At 36.7% G+C, this 24,379-nt stretch carries 22 protein-coding genes; all 22 read right to left on the reverse strand.

What is annotated here, in order from left to right; all coding sequences use genetic code 11:
- Window positions 1–130: 130 nt before the first annotated feature.
- Window positions 131–391: a YlmC/YmxH family sporulation protein gene (locus tag AB3M96_RS20315; RefSeq protein ID WP_412969434.1), complete on the reverse strand. Its 261-nt coding sequence runs from the start codon at window positions 389–391 to the stop codon at window positions 131–133.
- 65 nt (window positions 392–456) lie between these two features.
- Window positions 457–1,698, reverse strand: coding sequence for a M16 family metallopeptidase (locus AB3M96_RS20320; RefSeq protein ID WP_412969435.1), 1,242 nt, complete (start codon window positions 1,696–1,698; stop codon window positions 457–459).
- Window positions 1,699–1,737: 39 nt separating this feature from the next.
- The gene (locus tag AB3M96_RS20325; RefSeq protein WP_412969436.1) at window positions 1,738–2,712 is read right to left on the reverse strand and encodes a polysaccharide deacetylase family protein; all 975 of its coding nucleotides are present in this window, start codon (window positions 2,710–2,712) and stop codon (window positions 1,738–1,740) included.
- A gap of 265 nt (window positions 2,713–2,977) precedes the next feature.
- Complete coding sequence (pnp, locus tag AB3M96_RS20330) at window positions 2,978–5,095, reverse strand: polyribonucleotide nucleotidyltransferase (protein ID WP_412969437.1); 2,118 nt, start codon at window positions 5,093–5,095, stop codon at window positions 2,978–2,980.
- A 337-nt stretch (window positions 5,096–5,432) separates the two neighbouring features.
- Window positions 5,433–5,702 carry a 30S ribosomal protein S15 gene (gene rpsO / locus AB3M96_RS20335; protein ID WP_010282323.1) on the reverse strand — a complete coding sequence of 90 codons (270 nt, stop codon included), beginning with the start codon at window positions 5,700–5,702 and terminating at the stop codon, window positions 5,433–5,435.
- A gap of 106 nt (window positions 5,703–5,808) precedes the next feature.
- Window positions 5,809–6,771 carry a bifunctional riboflavin kinase/FAD synthetase gene (gene ribF / locus AB3M96_RS20340; RefSeq protein ID WP_412969438.1) on the reverse strand — a complete coding sequence of 321 codons (963 nt, stop codon included), beginning with the start codon at window positions 6,769–6,771 and terminating at the stop codon, window positions 5,809–5,811.
- Between the two features lie 115 nt (window positions 6,772–6,886).
- Window positions 6,887–7,810 (reverse strand): tRNA pseudouridine(55) synthase TruB, encoded by a 924-nt coding sequence (gene truB, locus AB3M96_RS20345; RefSeq protein WP_412969439.1) that lies wholly within the window; start codon window positions 7,808–7,810, stop codon window positions 6,887–6,889.
- 116 nt (window positions 7,811–7,926) lie between these two features.
- Complete coding sequence (rbfA, locus tag AB3M96_RS20350) at window positions 7,927–8,280, reverse strand: 30S ribosome-binding factor RbfA (protein WP_412969440.1); 354 nt, start codon at window positions 8,278–8,280, stop codon at window positions 7,927–7,929.
- Window positions 8,281–8,467: 187 nt separating this feature from the next.
- The gene (locus AB3M96_RS20355; protein WP_412969441.1) at window positions 8,468–8,746 is read right to left on the reverse strand and encodes a DUF503 domain-containing protein; all 279 of its coding nucleotides are present in this window, start codon (window positions 8,744–8,746) and stop codon (window positions 8,468–8,470) included.
- Window positions 8,743–10,929: a translation initiation factor IF-2 gene (gene infB / locus AB3M96_RS20360; protein WP_412969442.1), complete on the reverse strand. Its 2,187-nt coding sequence runs from the start codon at window positions 10,927–10,929 to the stop codon at window positions 8,743–8,745. The genes AB3M96_RS20355 and infB overlap by 4 nt, the downstream gene beginning before the upstream one ends.
- 19 nt (window positions 10,930–10,948) lie before the next feature.
- Complete coding sequence (locus tag AB3M96_RS20365) at window positions 10,949–11,251, reverse strand: YlxQ family RNA-binding protein (protein ID WP_412969443.1); 303 nt, start codon at window positions 11,249–11,251, stop codon at window positions 10,949–10,951.
- 1 nt (window position 11,252) lies between these two features.
- Window positions 11,253–11,531, reverse strand: a complete 279-nt coding sequence (gene rnpM, locus AB3M96_RS20370; RefSeq protein ID WP_412969444.1) for an RNase P modulator RnpM — start codon at window positions 11,529–11,531, stop codon at window positions 11,253–11,255.
- 11 nt (window positions 11,532–11,542) lie between these two features.
- On the reverse strand, window positions 11,543–12,676 hold the full coding sequence (nusA, locus tag AB3M96_RS20375; protein ID WP_412969445.1) for a transcription termination factor NusA: 1,134 nt from the start codon (window positions 12,674–12,676) through the stop codon (window positions 11,543–11,545).
- 37 nt (window positions 12,677–12,713) lie between these two features.
- The gene (rimP, locus tag AB3M96_RS20380) at window positions 12,714–13,187 is read right to left on the reverse strand and encodes a ribosome maturation factor RimP (protein WP_412969446.1); all 474 of its coding nucleotides are present in this window, start codon (window positions 13,185–13,187) and stop codon (window positions 12,714–12,716) included.
- Window positions 13,188–13,504: 317 nt separating this feature from the next.
- On the reverse strand, window positions 13,505–17,821 hold the full coding sequence (locus AB3M96_RS20385) for a PolC-type DNA polymerase III (protein ID WP_412969447.1): 4,317 nt from the start codon (window positions 17,819–17,821) through the stop codon (window positions 13,505–13,507).
- Window positions 17,822–17,892: 71 nt separating this feature from the next.
- A complete protein-coding gene (locus AB3M96_RS20390) occupies window positions 17,893–18,258 on the reverse strand; it encodes a His/Gly/Thr/Pro-type tRNA ligase C-terminal domain-containing protein (RefSeq protein ID WP_412969448.1) in 366 nt (121 codons plus the stop codon).
- A 75-nt stretch (window positions 18,259–18,333) separates the two neighbouring features.
- Entirely contained in the window at window positions 18,334–19,593 is a 1,260-nt protein-coding gene (gene rseP / locus AB3M96_RS20395; RefSeq protein WP_412969449.1) for an RIP metalloprotease RseP, read from the reverse strand.
- 416 nt (window positions 19,594–20,009) lie between these two features.
- On the reverse strand, window positions 20,010–21,167 hold the full coding sequence (locus AB3M96_RS20400) for a 1-deoxy-D-xylulose-5-phosphate reductoisomerase (protein ID WP_412969450.1): 1,158 nt from the start codon (window positions 21,165–21,167) through the stop codon (window positions 20,010–20,012).
- A 28-nt stretch (window positions 21,168–21,195) separates the two neighbouring features.
- Complete coding sequence (locus AB3M96_RS20405) at window positions 21,196–21,987, reverse strand: phosphatidate cytidylyltransferase (protein WP_412969451.1); 792 nt, start codon at window positions 21,985–21,987, stop codon at window positions 21,196–21,198.
- Window positions 21,988–22,001: 14 nt separating this feature from the next.
- Complete coding sequence (gene uppS, locus AB3M96_RS20410; RefSeq protein ID WP_412969452.1) at window positions 22,002–22,763, reverse strand: undecaprenyl pyrophosphate synthase; 762 nt, start codon at window positions 22,761–22,763, stop codon at window positions 22,002–22,004.
- 234 nt (window positions 22,764–22,997) lie between these two features.
- Complete coding sequence (gene frr / locus AB3M96_RS20415; protein WP_412969453.1) at window positions 22,998–23,555, reverse strand: ribosome recycling factor; 558 nt, start codon at window positions 23,553–23,555, stop codon at window positions 22,998–23,000.
- Window positions 23,556–23,558: 3 nt separating this feature from the next.
- Window positions 23,559–24,281, reverse strand: coding sequence for a UMP kinase (gene pyrH / locus AB3M96_RS20420; protein ID WP_412969454.1), 723 nt, complete (start codon window positions 24,279–24,281; stop codon window positions 23,559–23,561).
- Window positions 24,282–24,379: the final 98 nt, after the last annotated feature.

Consider the following 24,379-nt stretch of genomic DNA (forward strand, 5'->3'; position numbering starts at 1 on the left):
AGTATAAAAGACTGGCTGATGTCGTGCATTTTTTATGCCTTTAATTGTGTAGGAACCCCAACAAATATTATAGAACCCAAATATTATAGAACCAAAAAAATAACCTATCATATGATAGGTTATTCGAACGTTATTCATTTTGTTCTGCGGCATATTCATCAGGAATGTCAATGATAATCATGTCTGTACCAATCTTTCGGATATGATGCCAAGACACTCTTACTTCATTGCCTTGTTTTCTTAAACCGAACCATTTCAGTGAAGGAATGATTAGCGCCTTAATTTGACCTGTTTTCTCATCTATTTCCAGGTCAGTTTGACCTAATACCCCTAGTCTTTCAGCTCTTTTTACATCGACGATTTCTTTTCCACTTAGTTCGCTTAATCTCACAATAGACCACTCCTTATTTATCCCTTATTACATTGTATGGAGTAGTCCTATTTTTAGAAGTTAAATCAATTTGTTAGTTTTTCAGGTAATTGATCACTTGGACTAATTAATGCGACTGAATATTCATCAGTAAAAATACGAGTAGAAAGTTCATTTACACTATTTTCACTTACAGAATTAATATCTTGAACAATCTCATCTAATGATTTATGTCTCTTTAGTAATAATTCATTTTTACCATTACGACTCATTCTACTATTCGTACTTTCTAAGCTTAGCATGAGGCTACCCTTCATTTGTTCTTTACTGTTTTTTAGTTCTTTCTCTGTAATGCCTGTTTGTTTCAATTTTTGAAGTGTATCCTGAATCGTTTCAAATAATAAGTCTAACTGATTACTACCAGTCCCACCATAGATAGTTAGCATACCATTATCTTGATAAGAGGAGTGGTAAGAGAACACCGAATATGCTAAGCCTCTTTGCTCACGGACTTCTTGAAATAAACGACTACTCATACTTCCACCAAGAATATTATTTAGGACGATTAAGTTATAAATATCTTTATCACCTATTTGTAATCCATTAAAACCTAAGCATAAATGAGCTTGTTCTGTATCCTTTTTACGCGTTATTTTGTTTGTATGAAAAGTAGGCTTATTGAATTCACGCTTTGATTCATTAGTCGTATATGTCCCAAAGAATGATTCGACCTCGGAAATAAAGGCTTCATCAATGTTCCCTGCTATGGAAACCACAACATTATCCGGTGTATAGGTATCATTCATATACTGCCTTAACATGTCACCATTAAATGTTTGTAACGTCTCTTCTGTACCTAGTATAGGATACCCTAATGGATGATTTTCGTAGCTTGCCTTACTTAATAAATCATGAACGATGTCATCTGGAGTGTCTTCATACATTTTAATTTCTTCAAAGACCACATTCTTTTCTTTTTTTAATTCCACCTCATCGAAGGTAGAGTTAAAAAACATATCAGATAAAACATCTAGTGCAAAACTAGCATGCTCATCGAGTACTTTTGCATAATAGCAGGTATACTCTTTTGAAGTAAAAGCATTAACCTGTCCCCCAATACTATCGAAAGACTCTGCAATCTCCCTAGCTGTTCTTGTTTTAGTCCCCTTGAAAAACATATGCTCTAAGAAATGTGAAATCCCATTATTGCTAGGGTTTTCATTTCTAGAACCTGTTCCAATCCAGATTCCGATTGCAACTGAACGAACAGTTGGTATATTTTCTAATACAATTCTTACACCATTTTGACATGTATATTTTTTGATCAAGTGGTAATCCTCCTGTTCTAAAGACAATGCTTTCTAAGCTCACTTTTTATTTAGTATGATACGTTCTTCACTTAATAATGTAGATACATTATCAATTGAGTAACCTTTTTGTTTAATAGATAGTATTAATCTTTCCAAACTTTGAGCAGTAGATGAAGTTGGATGCATAAGAATCATAGCACCTGGATGCACCTTTCCCATTACTCTCTGAACCAGTACGTGTGGTTCCGGACGTTGCCAATCAATTGTATCCACACTCCACATAATTGTCTTCATACCAAGCTCATCTGCTATCTTAACAACTTCATCGCGATAATTTCCACTTGGCGGAGCAAAAAGGTTTACTTTTTTACCTGTTGCTGCCCCAATGACATCATTTGTTTTAATAAGTTGCTCACGAACTAATTCTGAAGACAATGTTTTTAAATTCGGATGGGTATACGAGTGATTCCCCACTTCATGACCTGCATCTACAATCATCTTAGCTAAATCAGGATTTTCTTTAGCCCATCTTCCTTCAAGGAAAAAGGTTGCACGAATTTTATGCTTTTTTAGGGTTTCAAGCATATCTGGAATATATTCGTTACCCCATGCAACATTTATTAAGAAAGTTACCATTTGCTTATTTGGATTTCCTCGATAAATAGCTTCAGCCGGTAAATCGTTCAGATGTACTTTAGGAGGAAGCTCTTTATACACTAACTTCTTCTCGTCAAATACTCCGTCTTTTTCCATCTTTTTATATGAAGCCTTAACATCCACCTCTAACCCATTTATTCCAGGAGTAGCTTTCCATACTGGATCAATCTTAGCATCCTCAGCAGGAATATTATATTCAATCGCTCGTTTTTCAATTTCCGAATATAGTTGGTTACTCTTACCGGCAACTGTGATACTATCAGAGTTGCTCTTAAGTTCCTCTACATAGTCGTTGGTAAATGGATTATGTAATGATCCAAAAGACAATAAAAGAATGCATATAAAAGCAATAAATTGTATGTATTGTTTTTTCATACTTATCCCCCTCTTTACTAGAAAATATGTAAAGAGAGGACAAGGTAGAACACTGAAATCAAGTTGTTTATATAAGAAAAGCGCAAGCGTCTTGGAAAAAGGAACATCGACTAAATAGCCGCCACGTCCTTATGTCTTCGTAGACACTTTCATGTCCTGTGCTTCGGAACGCTGACGAGGAGGCTTAAACAAAACAAAAAGCATTTTAATCACCAAAAAGCCTGGTACTATTCCAGGCTTTTCTGTTTTATTATTGAAGTGTTCTTTATTGCTGTTGTTGCTGCTTTTCTTTTTCTTCACGTAATACAGCTTTTCTGGATAGATTAACTCGACCTTGTTTATCAATTTCAGTAACTTTAACTAAAAGTTCGTCACCGATTGAAACAACGTCCTCAACTTTGCCAACTCGTTCCTCAGCAAGTTCAGAAATGTGTACGAGTCCATCTTTACCACTAAATATTTCAACAAACGCACCAAATTTTTCAATACGCTTAACTTTACCAAGGTACATTTGACCAACTTCAACTTCACGAACGATATCTTCAATGATTTTTTTAGCTTTTTCGTTCATTTGCTGGTCAATTGAAGAGATAAAGACAGTTCCATCCTGTTCAATATCGATTTTCACACCTGTTTCGTCAATAATCTTATTGATTTGTTTCCCACTAGGTCCAATAACATCCCGGATTTTATCAGGATTAATTTTCATTGTTAATATCTTCGGAGCGTATTTAGACAGCTCTTCTCTCGGAGTTGTAAGAGTGCTTAACATTGATTCAAGGATTTGCATTCTACCCTTTTTAGCTTGTTGTAATGCTTCTTCAAGGATTTCACGAGAAAGTCCTTCAATCTTAATATCCATTTGTAAAGCTGTTACACCTTTAGAAGTACCTGCAACCTTAAAGTCCATGTCTCCTAAATGGTCTTCCATTCCTTGAATATCAGTTAATACTGTATAATGCTCACCTGATTTAACCAGTCCCATAGCAATACCTGCAACAGGAGCTTTAATAGGTACACCTGCATCCATCATTGCTAGTGTGCTTGCACAAATACTTGCCTGTGATGTAGAACCATTTGATTCTAATACTTCAGAGACTAAACGGATTGTATAAGGAAAGTCCTTTTCAGATGGAATAATTGGTTCTAAAGCTCTTTCACCAAGAGCACCATGTCCAATTTCACGACGACCTGGCCCTCTCATAGGTCCAGTTTCACCGACACTAAATTGTGGGAAATTATAGTGGTGCATAAAACGTTTTGATTCCTCAATTCCTAAACCGTCTAAGATTTGTACATCACCTAAAGCTCCGAGAGTACAAATGCTTAATGCCTGAGTTTGTCCACGTGTAAACAAGCCAGAACCATGTGTTCTAGGTAAAATACCAACCTCTGATGAAAGTGGTCGTATTTCATCAATGCTTCTACCATCTGGGCGAACTTTTTCAACAGTTATTAATCTTCTAACTTCCTCTTTTACAAGCTTACTTAAAATTTCTTTAACCTGTTTAAGAGTAGCGTCATCTGCTTCTTGCTCTGTATATTCAGCAATAATAGCTGCTTTCACTTCATTAATAGCTTCTTCTCTCGCATGCTTCTCAGCTACTTGTACAGCCTTATTAATATCACTTTCAGCTTTACTGCGGATATTTTTTTCGATATCGGCATCTAACTCATAAAGTACAATTTCCAGTTTTTCTTTACCGACTTCGGCCACAATTTCTTCCTGGAATGCAATTAAGCGTTTAATTTCTTCATGCCCAAACATAATTGCTTCCAGCATAGTTTCTTCTGGTACTTCTTCAGCACCAGCCTCAACCATATTAATAGCATCTTTCGTACCAGCAACGACTAAGTGAATATCACTTTTCTCCATTTGCTGAACAGAAGGATTAATAATAAATTGATTATCTACTCTTCCGACAGTAACACCTGCAATTGGACCCTCAAATGGAATATCTGAAACTGAAAGTGCCAGTGATGAACCAAACATGGCTGCCATTTCAGAAGAACAATCTTGGTCAACACTCATAACTATACTGATAACTTGTACTTCATTTCTAAATCCATCAGCAAATAACGGACGGATTGGTCTGTCGATCAAACGACTTGCAAGTATTGCTTTTTCGCTTGGTCTTCCTTCACGTTTTATAAAACCACCTGGTATTTTCCCAACAGCATATAATCTTTCTTCATAGTTTACTGTTAACGGAAAAAAGTCTAATGGCTTTGGTTCCTTTGATGCTGTAGCTGTACTTAAAACTGCTGTTTCTCCATATCGTATTAATACAGCACCATTTGCTTGCTTGGCTAATTGTCCAATTTCAACGGTAAGTTGACGGCCAGCCCATTCCATGGAGAAGACACGCTTTCCTTGATCCATAATAATAGTACCCCTCTCTATATCTACATTTAAGTATGTTTGATTGTATAGTAATATATGTATTAGTAGTATTGACTATTTTATTAGAACATATCAATCCTAGCGAAATATGTAAAGTGAATATTGTTTAAAGGAATGAAAACATTAGATCTTTCAGATCCTTCATACTTTTCATTTTAGGGCCCTGTTTTCATAATTCTTATAAAGAAAATATCTGGTCCTCGCCAAAGTTGCGTTACTCAACTGCAACTTTTCTAATAAATAATAGTAATCTAGGTAAAATATCCCTCGATTTTTAACCTAATAAAAAAGCGGGAATTCTCCCGCTTTCTGTAGATTATCGACGTAGACCAAGCTTGTTGATTAATTCACGGTAACGAGTTACGTCTTTATTACGAAGATAAGTTAGTAAATTACGACGTTTACCAACCATCTTTAATAGACCACGACGTGAATGATGATCTTTCTTGTGTGTACGTAAGTGATCATTCAACTTGTTAATTTGCTCAGTTAGGACAGCGATTTGAACCTCTGGCGAACCAGTGTCATTTTCGTGTGTTTTGTACTCGCTGATAATTTCATTCTTGCGCTCTTGTGTGATAGCCATCCTATTCACCTCCTAATAGATAATCCCCGATTACCGAGCAGACGTTGGTGATTCGATCTGCCAAGCAATGGTTCTAATTCATACTTTACTAGAATACATCTTTTTATCATAAAAAGCAAGTATCTTCATATAATTTTTCAAAGTATTCTTGGGCTTCTACTTTATCCTTACCAATTTGTTTTATCAATTCATCAATGGAAGGAAACTTCTGTTCAGAACGGATTCTTTTATGCCATTCAACGATTACATTTTCTTTGTAAATATCCTCGCTAAAGTCAAAAAGATGTACTTCAATTGAAGGCACTGTTTTATTGTCATGGAAAGTTGGTTTTACACCAACATTACATACCCCATTATACCATTTTGAGTTTACCTTTATCCTAACAGCATAAACTCCCATTTTAGGAATAATAAAATTCTCAGTTGTTCTTATATTTGCAGTTGGAAATCCAATCGTTCTTCCTCTTTTCTCTCCATCAACTACAAATCCTTGAATGGTATAATATCTCCCTAAAAGTTTTGTAACCTCTGAGACCTTTCCTTCACCAATTAAGCGTCGGATTAATGTTGAACTGATTTTCTCATTATCATTGGCTAACTTTTCTACCGTTGTTTGTGTAAACTTTTCTCTTGAGTGAAATGGGAGTGTTTCCATTGTTCCTTTTCCAAGTCGACCATAAGTGAAATCGAAACCTGCAACAACATGTTGTACATTAAGCCCAATAATGTAGTCATCAACAAACTGTTGTGGAAAGAGACTCGCAAATTCTTTAGTGAAATGCACAATATATAGGAAATCTACATTCATTTCCTTAAATAATTCTTCTTTTTCAAATAAAGGAGTAATATATTCTACTAGTTCCACATCTTTTCCAAGAACAACAGAAGGATGTGGATCAAATGTCATAACAGAGCATGTAATTCCCATTTCCTTCGCTTTAGCCAAAGCAGTTTTTACAACCTTTTGATGACCTAGGTGTACACCATCAAAGTAGCCTAATGCTAAAACGGTTGGTGGTAATTTAGCTTGATTGAACGTATGTGGATGTGAGATACGAATCGTCTTCACTACTTCTTCACCTTTTCTAACTTGGATGACCTATTATTTTTTTCAAGCCACTATGGTTGTTAGTGTTACAATATTTGGAATAACCACGGTGAAAGCTTATCTTGTCTGAATGAAGTTATACTTGATTATTCAGAAGTACTTTAATAGGCTTAATTAATTGATTTTTTTCGGGGTGTCTTTGATATATTGCTAGGATTTCTCCCCTATTATTGACCATAGCAATTGGTTCACCAATAGGAAAATTATCCAATTCTTCTGGTTGCGGCAATACAGCCCCATTTTTTACTTTCTCTGCTACTTTATCATTAATCATAAGTTTCGGCAAATGAGATAAAGCTGCTTCAACTGAAAAAAGCGAATTCTGAATCGTACCGTTATATACCTTTTCTTCTATTTCTGAAAGTGAAAGGCATTGTTCAATTGTAAATTGTCCGGAAGAAGTCCTCATTAAATCTGACATGTGAGCTGGAAAACCGAGTTGTTCACCAATTTGAACAGCTAACGTCCGAATGTATGTACCTTTACTACAAGTTACTTTAAAGCGGAAGCTAACTGTATCATCGTTTTGTGCTATTTCGTTGATTAGTTCTAATTCGTGTATGTATATTTTTCTAGAAGGACGTTCAACTTCAATCCCTTTTCGAGCATATTCATATAGTCTTTTTCCATTAACCTTAACCGCAGAGAACATTGGTGGTGTTTGGGTAATCTCCCCGGTTAAAGAGGCAAATACCTTTTTGACTTCTTCAGGTGAAATAATCCGATCAACCTTTTTTTCTTCAACCTTTTCTCCTGACGCATCCTCTGTAGTTGTTGAAAAACCTAGTGTCACTTCTCCAACATACGTTTTATTAGTTGCAGTAATGTATTCTACAATTTTTGTAGCTCTACCCAGACAAATCGGTAAAACGCCTGTTACATCGGGATCAAGTGTTCCAGTGTGGCCTACCCTTTTCATTTTCAATAACTTTCTTACCTTAAATACACAATCGTGTGATGTTAACCCTTTTGGTTTGTTAAGTAGTAAGATACCTTCCACTAAAACCATCTCCTATTAGATAAACTTCAAAACATATACGTACTAAAGAGAAAACTATACTTCCATAACAGCATGACTGAAAAAAAGGGATAGACTATAATAGTCTATCCTCTCTTTCAATCTTGGCTTGATTGTTTATTAATTTCATGAATGAGTGTTTCAATACGGTTACCGTAGTCAATTGATTCGTCAAACTCAAATTGAATTTCTGGTGTTTTACGAAGTCTTATACGCTGACCTATTTCTGAGCGAATAAATCCCTTAGCCTTTGCTAGACCTTTTAGCGTATTTTGCCTTTGTTCTTCATCACCGAGAACCGATATAAAAACCTTTGCTTGTTGTAGGTCTCCTGTAACTTGAACATCAGTGACGGTCACAAATCCTATACGAGGATCTTTGATTTTTCGTCCAATGATGTCTCCCAGTTCCTTTTTCATCTGTTCGCCTACACGATTTGGTCGTAAACTCATTTATCATTCACCTCGTTTTGCAACGTGTCCAATTCAGCGCCTAGAAACTCGAGTAACTATACTCCCGCTTTAGTGGCAATTCTTCACAAAACAAAACCAACGAATATTGATCCTTAGCTGTTTCAGAAGAACTGACAATTCATACGGGACGTATAACCTATTTCTTTACAAGGCACTTGCACATTTTTTACAGCCATTCAAACTCTGTTACCGTTCTATCAAGCTCTGGAAACGAGTCAATGAACTTTAATGCATTCTGTAATTCGAGCTCAGATTGCCTGCGACTAGACGATACTGTAGCGATTGCAAGTTTAGTTCTTTGCCAGGTATCCTGATGATCTACCTCAGCAACAGAAATGTTAAACTTTTGCTTAAGTCGAGTTATTACACTTTGTAAAACTGCTCGTTTCGCTTTTAAAGAATTGGAATCATATATGATGCATTCGCATTCTACGTAGCCGATCACTTACGATCAACTTCTTGCATTACGAAAGCTTCAATGATATCTCCTTCTTTAATATCGTTAAATTTAGCAATTGTTATACCACATTCATAGTTTTGTGCAACTTCCTTCACATCATCCTTGAAACGCTTAAGTGTATCAATCTCACCTTCAAAGATTACAACACCATCACGAATAAGTCTTACTCCACTATCGCGAGTAATTTTACCATCAGTTACATAAGAACCAGCAATCGTTCCAATTTTAGATACTTTGAAGGTTGTACGAACTTCTGCTTGCCCAATAACTTTTTCTTCAAACTCAGGATCAAGCATACCCTTCATTGCACTTTCAATTTCTTCAATAACTTTATAAATAATTCTGTGTAGTCGAATATCAATATCCTCAGCTTCTGCTACACGCTTCGCATTAACATCCGGGCGAACGTTAAAACCAATAACGATTGCATTTGATGCTGATGCTAGTGTTATATCAGATTCTGTAATAGCCCCTACACCAGTGTGGATGATTTTAACCTTAACGCCTTCAACATCAATTTTTTGTAATGAAGCTGCAAGTGCCTCAACCGACCCTTGAACATCAGCTTTTACTATTAAATTGATTTCTTTCATTTCACCTTGTTTAATTTGTTCAAATAAATCTTCAAGGCTAACCTTAGCTTTATCCCCACGTTGCTCAACTAATTGTTTTTGAGCTCTTGCTTCACCGACTTGTCGTGCTTTCTTCTCGTCCTCAAAAACAACGAATTGGTCTCCAGCTAGTGGAACATCATTTAAACCTGTAATTTCAACTGGAGTTGATGGACCAGCTTCTTTTACTCTGCGACCAAGATCATTCACCATAGCACGTACACGGCCAAATGTATTACCTACTACAATAGGATCACCTACACGAAGCGTTCCATTTTGAACTAGTAACGTTGCTACAGAACCTCTACCTTTATCAAGCTGAGCCTCAATAACAGTACCTGTTGCTCTTCTCTTAGGATTTGCCTTGTATTCTTCAACCTCACCAACAAGAAGAATCATTTCTAGTAATTCATCGATTCCCTCTCCTGTTAAAGCTGATAGAGGAACAAAAATAGTTTCTCCGCCCCATGCCTCTGGGATAAGCCCGTGCTCAGTTAATTCTTGCATAACTCTGTCTGGGTTTGCAGTTGGTTTATCCATCTTATTCACTGCAACAATAATTGGTACTTCAGCAGCTTTAGCATGATTGATAGCTTCCACTGTCTGCGGCATAACACCATCATCTGCAGCCACTACTAGTACTGTAATGTCCGTAACTTGAGCTCCACGAGCACGCATTGTCGTGAACGCAGCATGTCCTGGTGTATCTAGGAAGGTTATTTTTTTCCCCTTGTCTGTTACTTGGTACGCACCGATATGTTGCGTAATACCTCCCGCTTCTCCAGCGGTAACCTTCGTATGACGTATAGAATCTAAGAGAGTTGTTTTACCATGGTCTACATGTCCCATAATTGTAACAATAGATGGTCTCTCAACAAGGTCTTTCTCACTATCTTCTTCAACATATTGTTCAAATTCTGTAACTTCAAATACGATTTCCTCTTCAACTTCTACACCGTAATCAGAACATATTAGTTCAATAGAATCCTTATCTAATTCTTGGTTAATTGTAGCCATTACACCTAGCATAAACAGCTTTTTAATAATTTCAGACGGTTCCTTACCAAGTTTTTTCGCCAACTCACCAACTGAAAGTGACCCGATAAAGGTAATCTTTTCAGGGAGCTTTTTCTCAGGCTTTGGCTGAACTGGTTGCTGCTGGTTATTAGGTCGGTTATTCCCTTTTTGTTTGTTCTTGTTATTCTTTCTGTCTCTTGGTTGGAATGCCGCCTTCTTCTGTCCTGGATTTTCCGTTTTCTTTCCGTCACGGTTTTTAGGAGGAACCGGCTTTTTCTTAACCTCTTTTTTCTCAACTGCATTTGTATCTACAGTATCCACAGCTACTGCTTTCGAGTTACTGTTAGTATTTTGTTCTTTAGCTGTCTTAACTGGTTCAGCCTTTTTAGTAAATGATTGATCTAATTTTTTCAAAATATCTCCCTCAATTGTTGCCATATGATTTTTAACCTCGATGTCCATCTCTTTTAGCTTTGTAATAACTTCTTTGCTTGAGATATTTTGTTTTTTCGCATATTCGTATACACGCATTCTACTCATATGTTCACCCCCAAATAAGTTAATCGAGCAAGTGACTGATTTTTTTTGCAAACCCACTATCTGTTATTGCGACAACTACTCTGGCATCTTTTCCAATTGCATGCCCTAATGTAAATCTATCGCTGACAGAACGCAGTTGAACTTTATAATACGTGCTTTTATCAGTAATTTTTTTTAGAGTGTTTGCTGATGCATCTTCAGATATTAATACTAACTTCGCAGTTCCATTTCGGATTTCCTTAACTACGAGTTCTTCACCTGAAATAACCTTTCTTGCTCGATTGGCAAGACCTAATAACGATATCCATCCGTTTTTATTCATTTTACGAATGTTTCTCCTTATCTACCAATTGAAGTAGTTCATCGTATATTGTATCATCTATTGCACACTTCAGTTGATTTGCAAGAATGTTCTTCTTCTTTGCTAGTAAAATGCAATCCTTATCCCTGCTTAGATATGCACCCCGTCCAGATTTTTTACCAGTAAGGTCTATTGAAACCTCACCCTCCTTAGAACGAACAATTCTAACAAGTTCTTTCTTCGACTTCATTTCACCACTAGCTATACACTTACGTAATGGTATTTTTTTATTACCTACCATTTGCTATCACCTCACTCGATTTCTTCAGAATGTAAATCGAATGCTTCATCCTCTTGTTCATCTTGCTGATCATCAAATAATGCAAATCCATCTCTAGGATAAATACCTACTTGCTCTGCTTCTGTTTGACTTTTAATATCAATTTTCCAACCAGTAAGCTTAGCTGCTAAGCGAGCATTCTGTCCCCGTTTACCAATTGCAAGAGATAATTGGTAATCTGGAACTACTACAGTGGTTGCCTTATCCTCTTCATTTACAATTACATCCAACACCTTAGATGGACTTAAGGCATTTGCAACAAAAATAACAGGATCATCTGACCATTTTACAATGTCAATTTTTTCACCCTTCAATTCATTAACGATGGCTTGGACGCGTTGTCCTTTTGGCCCTACACAAGAACCTACAGGGTCAACCTCTGGGTTTTCTGAATGAACGGAAATTTTTGAACGATCGCCAGCTTCACGTGCAACTGATTTAATTTCAACAGTTCCATCATAGATCTCAGGTACCTCTATTTCAAAAAGACGTTTTAATAGCCCTGGATGTGTTCTCGAAACAAAAATTTGAGGTCCCTTGGTTGTTCTTTCAACTTTTGTTATGTAAACCTTAATACGGTCATGAGGCTTATACCGTTCATTTGGCATTTGCTCATTAACAGGAAGTAACGCTTCAATTTTACCTAAACCAACATAAATAAATTTAGAATCTAGTCTTTGAACGATTCCTGTCATGATATCCTCTTCACGGTCAATAAACTCAGAGTATATAACGCCTCTTTCCGCTTCACGAACACGTTGAGTAACAACCTGCTTAGCTGTCTGGGCAGCGATACGACCAAAATCCTTTGGTGTAACTTCTATTTCGACTACATCATCAACCTGATAATTTGGGTTGAGGGTTCTTGCTTCATCTACTGAAATTTCTAAGCGTGGATCAAAAACTTCGTCCACCACATCTTTTCTGGCAAAAACACGCATAGAACCATTTGCTAAGTTTAAATCAACCCTAACGTTTTGAGCTTGATTGAAGTTACGTTTATATGCAGAAATCAGTGCTGCTTCTATTGCCTCTATTATGACATCTTTACTAATGCCTTTTTCTTTCTCGAGCAATGTTAAGGCATCCAATAGTTCACTACTCATTTGATTTCTAATCCCCCTTATCATTCAAAAAGCTTTTTTAATGGAATGTAACAGCTAGTCTTGCACTTGCAACTTTTTCGTACGGAATTTCAATTGTCTTTTTCCGTGTTTTTACCGTAACAGTAATGATTACAGTGTTTCCATCAAAAGAAGAAAGTTCTCCTTCGAATATCTTTGTCCCTTCAATTGGTTCGTAAGTTTTAACATATACCTGCTTTCCAATTGCCTTATGGAAATCACTTTCTTTTTTTAATGGACGCTCTGCACCTGGAGATGATACCTCAAGAAAATAGTTATAAGGAATAGGGTCAATTTCATCAAGCTTTTCGCTTAACTTTTCACTAACTGTCCCACAGTCTTCGATATCAACACCTTTGTCGGAGTCAATAAATACGCGAAGAAACCAGTCTTTACCTTCTTTTACATATTCAACATCCACTAGCTCCATTTGCAAATCTGATAGTATAGGTATCACCAATTCTTCAACAGTTTGTGTTACCTTCTTACTCATGTTCTTCCTCCTTACTTCATAAGGAATTGTCTTACGCTTTATTATTTCCTAAGTGGTGTAAAAACACCCTGCTATATTAGCAGGGAGGCAGTTGGAAAATATAGAAAACGTTCCATCTAAATCTAAGCTTATACCATGTTTAGCCTCAGCCAAATAATAAAGAGTGAGGAAGCCCCACTCTTTTACCATTAATATACATAGCATTTCCATAAAAACTATAACATAATCGCTATTTTTATGCAACTTATGAAATGACATGTCGGTAAAGCACATCTAAATGAACAGCAAAAATTAAGCAGATACGTCCAACCGAAAAATTAAAACAAAGATAACTGATTTTGTTCTGGTAAGGAAGTTAAACAACCATGGTTATCTAAATACTCCAAGATTGTTTTTGAAACCTTACCTCTTCGCTGCAGATCTTCTTTTGATAAAAATTCACCTTGTTCGCGCGCATTCACAATGTTTAGGGCAGCATTGGTACCTAAACCTGGAATTGAATTAAATGGTGGAATTAATGAATCCCCATCTATTATGAATTCAGTAGCGCTTGAACGATATAAGTCTACCTTTTGGAAGGAAAATCCTCTTTTAGACATTTCTAAAGCTAATTCAAGAACTGTTAAAAGGTTTTTCTCCTTTGGTGAAGCATCCAAACCTTTTGCATTAATTTCTTCCATACGAGCTTTAATTGTTGATGAGCCACGAACCATTGCATCAATATCGAAATCATCAGCACGTACTGTGAAATAGGCAGCATAATAAAGTAATGGTAAGTGAACCTTAAAATACGCAATCCTGACAGCCATTAGTACGTATGCAGCAGCATGGGCTTTCGGGAACATATATTTTATTTTTAAACAAGAATCGATATACCAATTAGGTACATCATTTTTTTTCATTTCTTCAATAAATTCATCAGTTAGACCTTTACCCTTACGAACGGATTCCATAATTTTAAACGCTAAAGATGGATCTAAGCCTTTATATATTAAGTAGACCATTATATCGTCACGACAACCGATAACCTCACTTAATGTACAAATATTATTATGGATTAGCTCTTGGGCATTGCCTAACCACACGTCTGTTCCATGTGATAATCCCGAAATCTGTACTAATTCAGAAAATGTAGTTGGCTTTGTATCTTCAAGCATTTGTCTTACGAATTTTGTACCGAATTCTGGAATACCTAACGTTCCAGTTTTACACATAATTTGCTCTTGTGTAACTCCGAGTGATTCGGTCCCACTAAATATTTTCATTACCTCTGGGTCATCCGTAGGTATTGTCTTAGGGTCAATTCCACTTAAGTCTTGAAGCATACGGATAACGGTTGGGTCGTCATGTCCGAGGATATCGAGCTTTAGTAAGTTATCGTGAATGGAATGGAAATCAAAATGCGTTGTTTTCCATTCTGAGTTTGAATCGTCAGCAGGGTACTGGATAGGCGTAAAATCAAAAATATCCATATAATCAGGCACTACGATGATTCCCCCTGGATGCTGACCAGTAGTTCTCTTTACCCCTGTACAACCAGCAACTAACCGATCCGTTTCAGCACCTCTAAATATAAGGTTATTATCATTTGCATAACCCTTTACATACCCATAAGCTGTCTTCTCAGCTACTGTACCAATTGTTCCTGCACGATACACGTAGTCTTCTCCGAAAAGTACCTTCGTGTAATTATGAGCACGTGGTTGATATTCCCCTGAGAAGTTTAAGTCAATATCAGGTACCTTATCTCCTTTAAAACCAAGGAAGGTTTCAAACGGTATATCATGGCCGTCTTTTTTATATTTTGCACCACATACAGGACAATCCTTGTCAGGAAGATCAAAACCAGAACCTACAGAACCATCATTGAAGAACTCTGAATTCTTACAATCTGGACATACATAATGAGGTGGTAATGGATTCACTTCCGTAATTTCTGTCATAGTAGCTACTAATGAGGAACCTACAGATCCCCGTGAACCTACTAGATAACCATCATCCAGTGATTTTTTCACAAGCTTATGAGAGATCAAGTAAATAACAGCAAAACCATGGCCGATGATACTTTTCAGCTCTTTTTCTAGCCTAGCTTCTACAATCTCTGGCAGGTTTTCTCCATATATACTTCGCGCCATTTTATAACTCATATCTCTCATTTCATCTTCTGCGCCGTCAATTTTTGGCGTATACAAATCGTCTTTGATTGGTTTAACATCCCCAATCATATCCGCAATTTTATGTGTATTATGGACAACCACTTCTTTTGCTTTCTCTTTATCTAAGAAAGAGAAGCAATCTAACATTTCATTGGTTGTCCTAAAATGTACCTCAGGAAGAGTATGTCGATTTAAAGGATTCGCTCCTCCTTGAGACTTAACTAATATTTTGCGATATATATGGTCCTCTGGATTAAGATAATGCACATTACCAGTAGCCACTACTGGGATGCTTAGTTTTTCACCAAGTGCCACAATATTCTTGATAATATCTTTCAGCTCTCGTTCATTCTGCACTAATTCTAGCTCAAGCAGGTGTCTATAGTTTGAAGGAGGTTGAATCTCAAGATAATCATAGAAATGTGCAATACTTTCTACTTCCTCAGGAGACTTTTGCATCATCCCTTCAAATACTTCACCCTTATCACAGGCAGAACCAACTAAGATACCTTCTCTGTGCTTAATAAGCTGTGAACGAGGTATACGTGGAACACGATAGAAATAGTGTAGATGTGATATTGAAATCAGTTTAAAAAGGTTCTTTAAACCTGTTTCATCTTGAGCTAACAATGTTACATGATATGGTCTTGACCGTTTAAACGCATCGCCTTGACCCATATAGTTATTTAACTGGTTATGAAATTCAATTCCTTTTTCAGCAGCATCCTTTAGTAGCTTTAGAGCTAGATAACCAGTTGCTTCAGCGTCATAAATTGCACGATGGTGTTGCGTTAATTCTATATCGAACTTTTTACACAATGTATTTAAGCGGTGGTTCTTTAGTTCGGGATATAAGAATCTTGCTAATTCCAATGTATCAATTACTGGATTTGTTGCTTGCTCAAATCCAGCTTTTTTATAACCCACATTTAAGAAACCCATATCGAAACTTGCATTATGCGCGACAAATATGGCGTCTTCTGCCCAAGTTTTAAAATCGGAAAGTACTTCTTCAATTTCAGGAGCAGTATTAACCATATCATCCGTTATTCCAGTTAATTCAATAGTAGTAGCGCTAAGTGGATGATGTGGATTAGCAAAGGCTTCGAATCTATCCACAATCTCGCCATTTCGCACTTTCACTGCAGCTAACTCAATAATTGTATTATATACAGCTGATAAACCAGTAGTTTCTACGTCAAAAACAACATACGTATCTTCACTTAAGTTTCGGTTTTGTTCATTGTAGGCTATTGGAACTCCATCATCTACAAGGTTTGCTTCCAGACCGAAGAGTATTTTTACCCCATTCTTTTTCCCTGCTGAATATGCTTCCGGAAAAGATTGCGCAACAGCATGATCAGTTAGGGCAATCGCAGAATGCCCCCACTTTTTAGCTTGTTCTACGTATTTACTAACAGAGGTGACAGCATCCATTTGACTCATCGGTGAGTGCAAATGCAGTTCCACACGTTTCTCGCCTTCAGGAGCAGTATCTCTTCGCTCATTCTTAGGCTGGATTTCATTAATATCATTTGCCATCATAACAAGGTCTCGAACAAATGTATCATTTTGAATACTTCCTCTAACTCGAAGCCACATTCCTTTTTTAATAGCTTGTAAAAGATGAACGTCCTCTTTATCACGTGAAAATACTTTTACTAAGATTGAATCTGTGTAATCTGTAATCTTGAACGTTAAAAGAGTTCTACCGCTTCGAAGTTCTTTTGTTTCTGAAAAGAAAACATACCCTTGGATAGCAATTCTACGTTCTTCATCCTGAATAGAGCATATCTCTTTAAAGTCTTCATCATCTTTAATCGTATACCCAATTGTAATAGGACCACTAGCAACATTTCCTTGGTCTTTTTCCTTATCCTTCTTCTGCATGTCTGCAACGGCTAATAATGCTTTTTCCTGATCTTCCTGTTGTTTTTGCTCTAAAAACTTCTGATATTCATCATTTGAAGCTTCAACAACAGTATCAATTTGAAACATTGGGAATCCAAATGCCTGATAAACGTTTGTTAGCATTTGTCCATATTTCTTCTTAATAGTGATGGATTCAGTTTCATTTCTCGTTTTGAGTTGAAGCTTTACTCCTTGTACCGAAGGTATTTGATTGTGTAGCAAGGACAATATTGGAGGTGAAATACCATCTAACTCCTGTAGGCAAAGAGACCAATACGCTTGTACTATTTCTTCGGTTACCTGTGCGGACTGAACTTGAAGCGAAAAACTCACTAGCGCAATATGTGAAAACTTGCTACGTAGTTGGGTAGAAAATAATTGGAACACATCTGGCGGAAGGATTTTTCCTAATGAAAAATAAAAATGCCATGCTTTATTCTCTTTATCTATTGTCAACTTTTCAATTCCAGCATTTTCAAAATGGTTCATCACTGCGTCTTCTGTTAAACCAATCTGTTGGAGAAGAACCGTAAAACGTTCTTTTTGTTGTGATGTAAGTTCTCCCATCCTCGTTCCCCCTCTTCAAACAGAATAAATAAAGTACCTCAAGCTTTGAGGTACCCTAAAAGTCTCTATTCCTATTTTACTACATATTTAGCAATTGTCTCGACAAGATTTTCAATATTTTCTTCCAATGTTTCCCCTGTATGTCTTACTTTTACCTCTAGAATCCCTTCGCTAGCACGCTTTCCGACTGTAATACATAATGGTAATCCAATCAAATCAGCATCTGCAAATTTTATTTCTGGACGTACTGCACGGTCATCAAGTAAAACATGGTAACCACTTTCTTGGAGTGCAAGGTACAGAGATTCAGAAAGTATTATTTGTTCGTCTTCCTCAATATCAAAAGGGATTATGTGAATCTCATAGGGAAGTTGATTACTTTTGACCTCAGGACTTACTATCACGTCTTTAAGTTCAGATATCTGACTTTGTTTCATATTCTGCACCTCTTACATTAAATTTCCAATTACAAATTTAAAGGGTTAGTTTGGAACTAACCCCTCAAATATTATTTATAGAAAAAATCGTTGTATATCATTCCAGGTAACAACTAACATTAATAGCATTAACAAAGCAAATCCTATAAAATGAACCATTCCTTCTTTTTGCTTATCAATCGGTTTTCCTCGTACTGCTTCAACTGCGAAGAATACTAATCTTCCACCGTCCAGCGCTGGAAGAGGTAATAAATTTACAATACCTAGATTAATACTTAAAATGGCTGCCCATTTCATCACATAAAAGATTCCTGACTGGACAACTGTATCAGTTGATACATATATACCAACAGGACCTGATAACATATCTATTGAAAATTGTCCGGTTACTAATTTCCCAAGACCCGTTAGTATTTCTTTTGTCCAAAGGAATGTCTCCATGACACCATATTTAAGTGAAGGTAGAACAGATTTTTCTACGGGACCATAAACACCTACAATACCAATCGTTTCATCTTCAACCTGTTGAGCCTTTGGTGTTACAGGAATCTCAAGCAAATCTCCTTGTCTTTCAACAGTAAAAAGAATTTCTTCCTCAGGATGAGCACGGATAATCGTAACAATTTCTTTCCATGTAGAAACTGGTTGTTCCTCAATTTCTTTTACAACGTCTCCTTCTTTCAACCCTGACTCATATGCAGCGCCATCCTCAGTTAATGTTCCTAGAATCGGCTCATCAATAGGAGTCCCCTGAAGCAACCCTAATGCTAGTAAAATGAAAAAAGCCAAGATAAAATTCATCGCTGGTCCTGCAGCTATAGCTAAAGTTCTTTGCATTAATGTTTTAGAGGCAAATTGACGATTGTACGGTGCAATTTGAGTTTCCTGCCCGTCAATCACAAAAAATGCTTTCTCACTAATTTCAAATTTTCGTAGTACTTCGTCATCGCCATCTTCATAACCAGAAATATATAGGTTATGTTCTAAATCAGCTTCCTCAACTTCAATTACTCTTAAATCTGGATATTTATCCTTATTATTTAGAACAAGCTTATTTACTTTGCCGGTACGGTCAAATAGAAGGCCAACGTTATGACCGGGTTTAATTTCTATCATTTCAGGATCTTCCCCAGCCATCCTCACATATCCACCGATAGGTAAGAGACGAATGGTGTATAGAGTTTCATTTTTAGTAAAGGTAAAAACCTTTGGCCCCATACCAATTGCAAATTCTCGACATAAAATGCCTGCCCTCTTTGCCAAGAGAAGATGTCCTAATTCATGAACAAATACAAGTGCACCAAATATAATGATAAAGGCTATCACAGTTTCCACATGTTTAACCACCTTTTGTTAGATTGAACTATGGTATGTTCAAAAGCAAGCGCCTTATAGAGGAACGTCGCCTAAAAACCGCCACATCCTGTGGCGAACACCGACATCAGCACATCCTGTGCAAGTCCGACAAGCGTTGGCCGGCTAAAAACCGCCACGTCCTGTGGCAACGCCGGCACTAGCACGTCCTGTGCGTCGGAACCCCTACGAGGAGGCTCTAAAAAATGCTGAAGCATTTTTTCTGCGAGGCTTATGCTCACGTAGCATTCCTTAGTGTTGCCGCCGCAGGAGGGGTGAAGCGACCTCGAGCTGCTTAAAAGCAAAGCTTTTGCGCAAGATACTCGAAGAATATTATCCAGGAAGGAAAACTGGCTAAGCGCTGGAGCTAGCCGTATATCCCCTATCTCAATCCCCAATTATTTTTTAGCCAATAAGGTTTGTACATAAAATCTTGTTTCTTGATCTACCTGATGTATTGTTTCAAGACCAGGATTCTTAATAACCTCATGTTTTTCCAAGGCGTCCTCTATTACTTCTTCAATTTCTAGAAATGATATTCTTCCCTGCAAGAATCCAGCAACAGCTTCCTCATTTGCTGCGTTCAGAACAGTTGGTAAGGTACCACCAACTCTTCCAGCGTGATAAGCAAATCCTAAGCAAGTAAAGCGATCAAAATCAAGCTTTGAAAAGTGAAGTTTACCTATTTCCCATAGTTTTAAACGTTCCTTTGATTTAGGCATTGGTAATCGGTCAGGATATGAGAAGGCATATTGGATAGGTACCTTCATATCTGGTGTTCCAAGTTGAGCAATTATACTGCCATCATGAAACTCAACCATTGAATGGATAATACTTTCCTTATGTAATAAAACTTCAATTTTTTCGTAAGGTAGATTAAATAACCAATGAGCTTCGATTACCTCTAGACCTTTATTCATCATGGTAGCGGAATCAATTGTTATTTTTGCCCCCATTGACCAGTTAGGATGATTTAATGCATCTGCAACAGTAACATCTTTTAACTCTTCACGTGTTTTATCTCTGAAACTACCACCTGAAGCAGTAAGTATTATTTTTTCAATATTTTTTTCATATTCTCCCTGAAGACATTGAAAAATAGCAGAATGTTCACTATCTACAGGTAAGATCGAGACACCATGCTTTTTAGCTGCTTCCATTACTAAATGTCCTGCGGTTACTAGGGTTTCCTTATTTGCTAGTGCAATTGTTTTTTTTGCTTCAATTGCGCGGATGGTAGGAAATAAACCTACACTACCTACAACAGCATTTAAAAGTACTGAAGCATCTTTATATGTTGCTACCTCAATTAATCCTTCGTCACCATATACAAAAGTGATATCACTTGGAAATTCACTTTTAAAAGTTTCCATTGTATCTTTAGTCTTAACTGACACTAGCTTTGGAGAAAACTTTTGAATAATTTTTCTTCCTAATTCAATATTTTCTCCTATAGACATAGCAACAAGCACTAATTGCTCAGGGTGCTGTTCAATAACCTCAAGCGTTTGTTGACCAATTGAGCCTGTTGCTCCTAATAAACTAATCTTTTTCACATACTCACTCCCTAAATCATTACAACAACTATATTACTACTCGAAGGAAGTACAGAATTGGCAGGATGAAGAGCATACTATCAAATCTGTCTAATATTCCTCCGTGTCCTGGAAGAAGTCTTCCTGAATCTTTCACATTATAGTGTCTTTTAAGTGCCGACTCTACTAAGTCACCAATTTGTCCAAAAATTGACACTAAGAAAGTGACGATAAGTAAGGCAATAAAAGAGTCAAACATGTCCGTAATCAAATTAAAACCAAACGCAAAAAGAATAGCAGTACCTATTCCGCCTAAAAAGCCTTCTACCGTCTTATTTGGACTAATTTCCGGCCAAAGCTTACGTTTCCCAAACTTTCTGCCAATAAAATAAGCACCTGAATCGGTAGTCCAAATTACAACAAACGCATAAAATATGTATTCTAACTGTATGGCTCTAATTTCAATCATATAATAAAACCCAAAACCAATATACAGTGCAGATAAAATAATTAAACCTGCATCATCGAAGGTAAAGTCATTCTTTGAGATTACCGTGTATGTAAGAACTATTAATACAATTAAAAGAACAAGTTCCATCTTCGAAAGATTTATAGTAGTGAATAGTTCATTATATTCAGTTGGTATTAATACAATCCATAATAATAAAATAGAAATAATGCCAGGTATTGAAGTAATGTTAATATGTTTCATACGTAATAATTCATAAATTGCAATGGCTCCCATTAAATATACCAAGACTGTAAAGGGTATGCCGCCAATGATTACTATAGGTAGAAATACTGCTGCTGCAATTATTGCTGTTATTATTCGTTGTTTCATCGTATCATTCCTTTTTATATGCCACCAAAACGTCGGCCTCTCTTTTGAAATGCCTGTATCGCCTCCAGGAGATGTTTTTCCCTGAAATCAGGCCATAACACATCAGAAAACCAAAATTCCGTGTATGCTAGTTGCCAAAGCATAAAATTGCTAAGTCTAATTTCTCCACTTGTACGAATTAATAAGTCCGGATCTGGCAAACCTTCACTCATTAAATACTTTGAAAAGATATCTTCATTTACCTCATGGGTTAAAGCATCACTCTTGTAATCAGAAAGAATTGAATTTACAGCTTGAATGATTTCGGCACGACCACCATAATTTAATGCGAAATTAAGAATAAGACCGGTATTATTTTTTGTTTCCCTTACAGCTTTCTCTACTGCATTAAGAGTATGCGCAGGTATGGCATCTTTATTACCCATAATTCGAACCTGTACATTTTCTTCTATTAACTCAGGCAAAAAAGCACCCATAAATTCCTCGGGGAGCCTTAGTAAATAGTTAACTTCATCCTCCGGCCGTTTCCAATTCTCAGTTGAGAATGCATAAACAGTCAGTGTCTTAACACCTAATCTACTTGAAAGCTTTGTAATTCTTTTAACAACCTTCATTCCTTCGTGATGACCAGCGGTTCTAGGAAGTGACCTTTTTTTCGCCCATCTTCCATTCCCATCCATGATAATGGCAATGTGATTAGGAATTTGTCCCTTCACTATTTCTTCCTCTGAAACAGTTTCAGGCGTATCCTTCCAAAATTTAAATTTACCTAACATGTTAAAGTCCTCCATCACCCAGTAGAAAAACACATTTTCCGCCATTTTGACGGAAACGATGTTTATTTTTTATACATTAATAACTAGTTCAGTATAAAAATACTACTTTTGTCTCTAATCTCAGTCTACAATAGAAATGAAGATAGCACCACTCAATTAATAGACAGTATTAACAAAAAAACCCCCTGTAAACATTAGAGGGTCTTTTTACAATATATTGTACATTGAATTGGATTAGACTTCCATGATTTCTTTTTCTTTTTCTTTTGCTACTGCATCAATTTTAGTAATCGATTCATCAGTAAGCTTTTGTACATCTTCTGTAAGGCTGCGTAGTTCATCCTCAGTGATTTCGCCGTTTTTCTCAAGTTTTTTGAGATCATCATTGCCATCACGACGAACATTACGTACAGCAACCTTCGTTTCTTCAGCATATTTCTTAACTAATTTTACTAAATCACGACGTCTCTCTTCAGTTAAAGGCGGAATTGAGATTCGAATGATTGATCCGTCATTCGTAGGATTTAATCCTAAGTCAGCTTTTTGGATTGCTTTTTCCATATCTCCAAGTACAGATTTATCATAAGGTTGGATAACTAACAATCTTGCTTCAGGAACATTAATAGAAGCAAGTTGATTTAAAGGTGTTGGAGCACCATAATAATCCACTGTCACCTTATCTAAAATTGAAGGATTTGCTCTTCCAGCTCTAACAGTTGCAAGTTCACGAGATAAAGCTTGAATTGCTTTAGCCATTTTATCTTTTACTTGATTTAATGTTTCATTGGCCATCGGTTATTTCCCCCTCACAATTGTTCCAATATTTTCACCTAGTACAGCACGCTTGATATTTCCTTCTTCCATAATAGAAAATACAATTAATGGAATATCATTATCCATGCATAGGGATGATGCTGTTGAATCCATGACAGCTAATCCCTCTTTAAGTACATCTAAGTACGATAATGTTTCATATTTAACAGCTGTTTTATCTTTTGTTGGGTCTGCACTGTACACACCATCAACATTGTTTTTCGCCATTAAAATCACATCTGCTTCAATTTCAGCAGCACGTAACGCTGCTGTTGTATCAGTTGAGAAGTATGGATTTCCAGTACCTGCTGCAAAAATTACAACACGCTTCTTTTCTAAGTGGCGGATTGCTTTTCTTCTTATGTATGGTTCAGCAACTTGACGCATTTCAATTGAAGTTTGGACACGAGTCTGTATGCCCAGATTTTCTAAGCTGTCTTGTAATGCCAATGAGTTCATTACTGTAGCTAACATCCCCATATAATCCGCATTTGCTCTGTCCATTCCCATTTCACTACCGATTTTACCTCTCCAAATGTTCCCGCCACCAACAACAACAGCAACTTCTACATTTAGTTCAGCAATTTCCTTTACCTGCTTGGCAACCGACTGTATAACAGATGGATTAATTCCAAATCCTTGATCTCCTGCTAATGCTTCACCACTTAACTTTAATACGACACGTTTGTATTTAGCGCCACTCATCGTTTAAAACCTCCATCTCTCTTGAAAGGTACTACCTCACTACTAAAATGAACATAGACATTTCAAAAAGAGGGAACACAAATGTGTTCCCTGTTTTC

Origin of the sequence: Ferdinandcohnia jepli, assembly GCF_047246645.1 — a bacterium.
Taxonomy (GTDB): Bacteria; Bacillota; Bacilli; order Bacillales; family Bacillaceae_L; genus Ferdinandcohnia.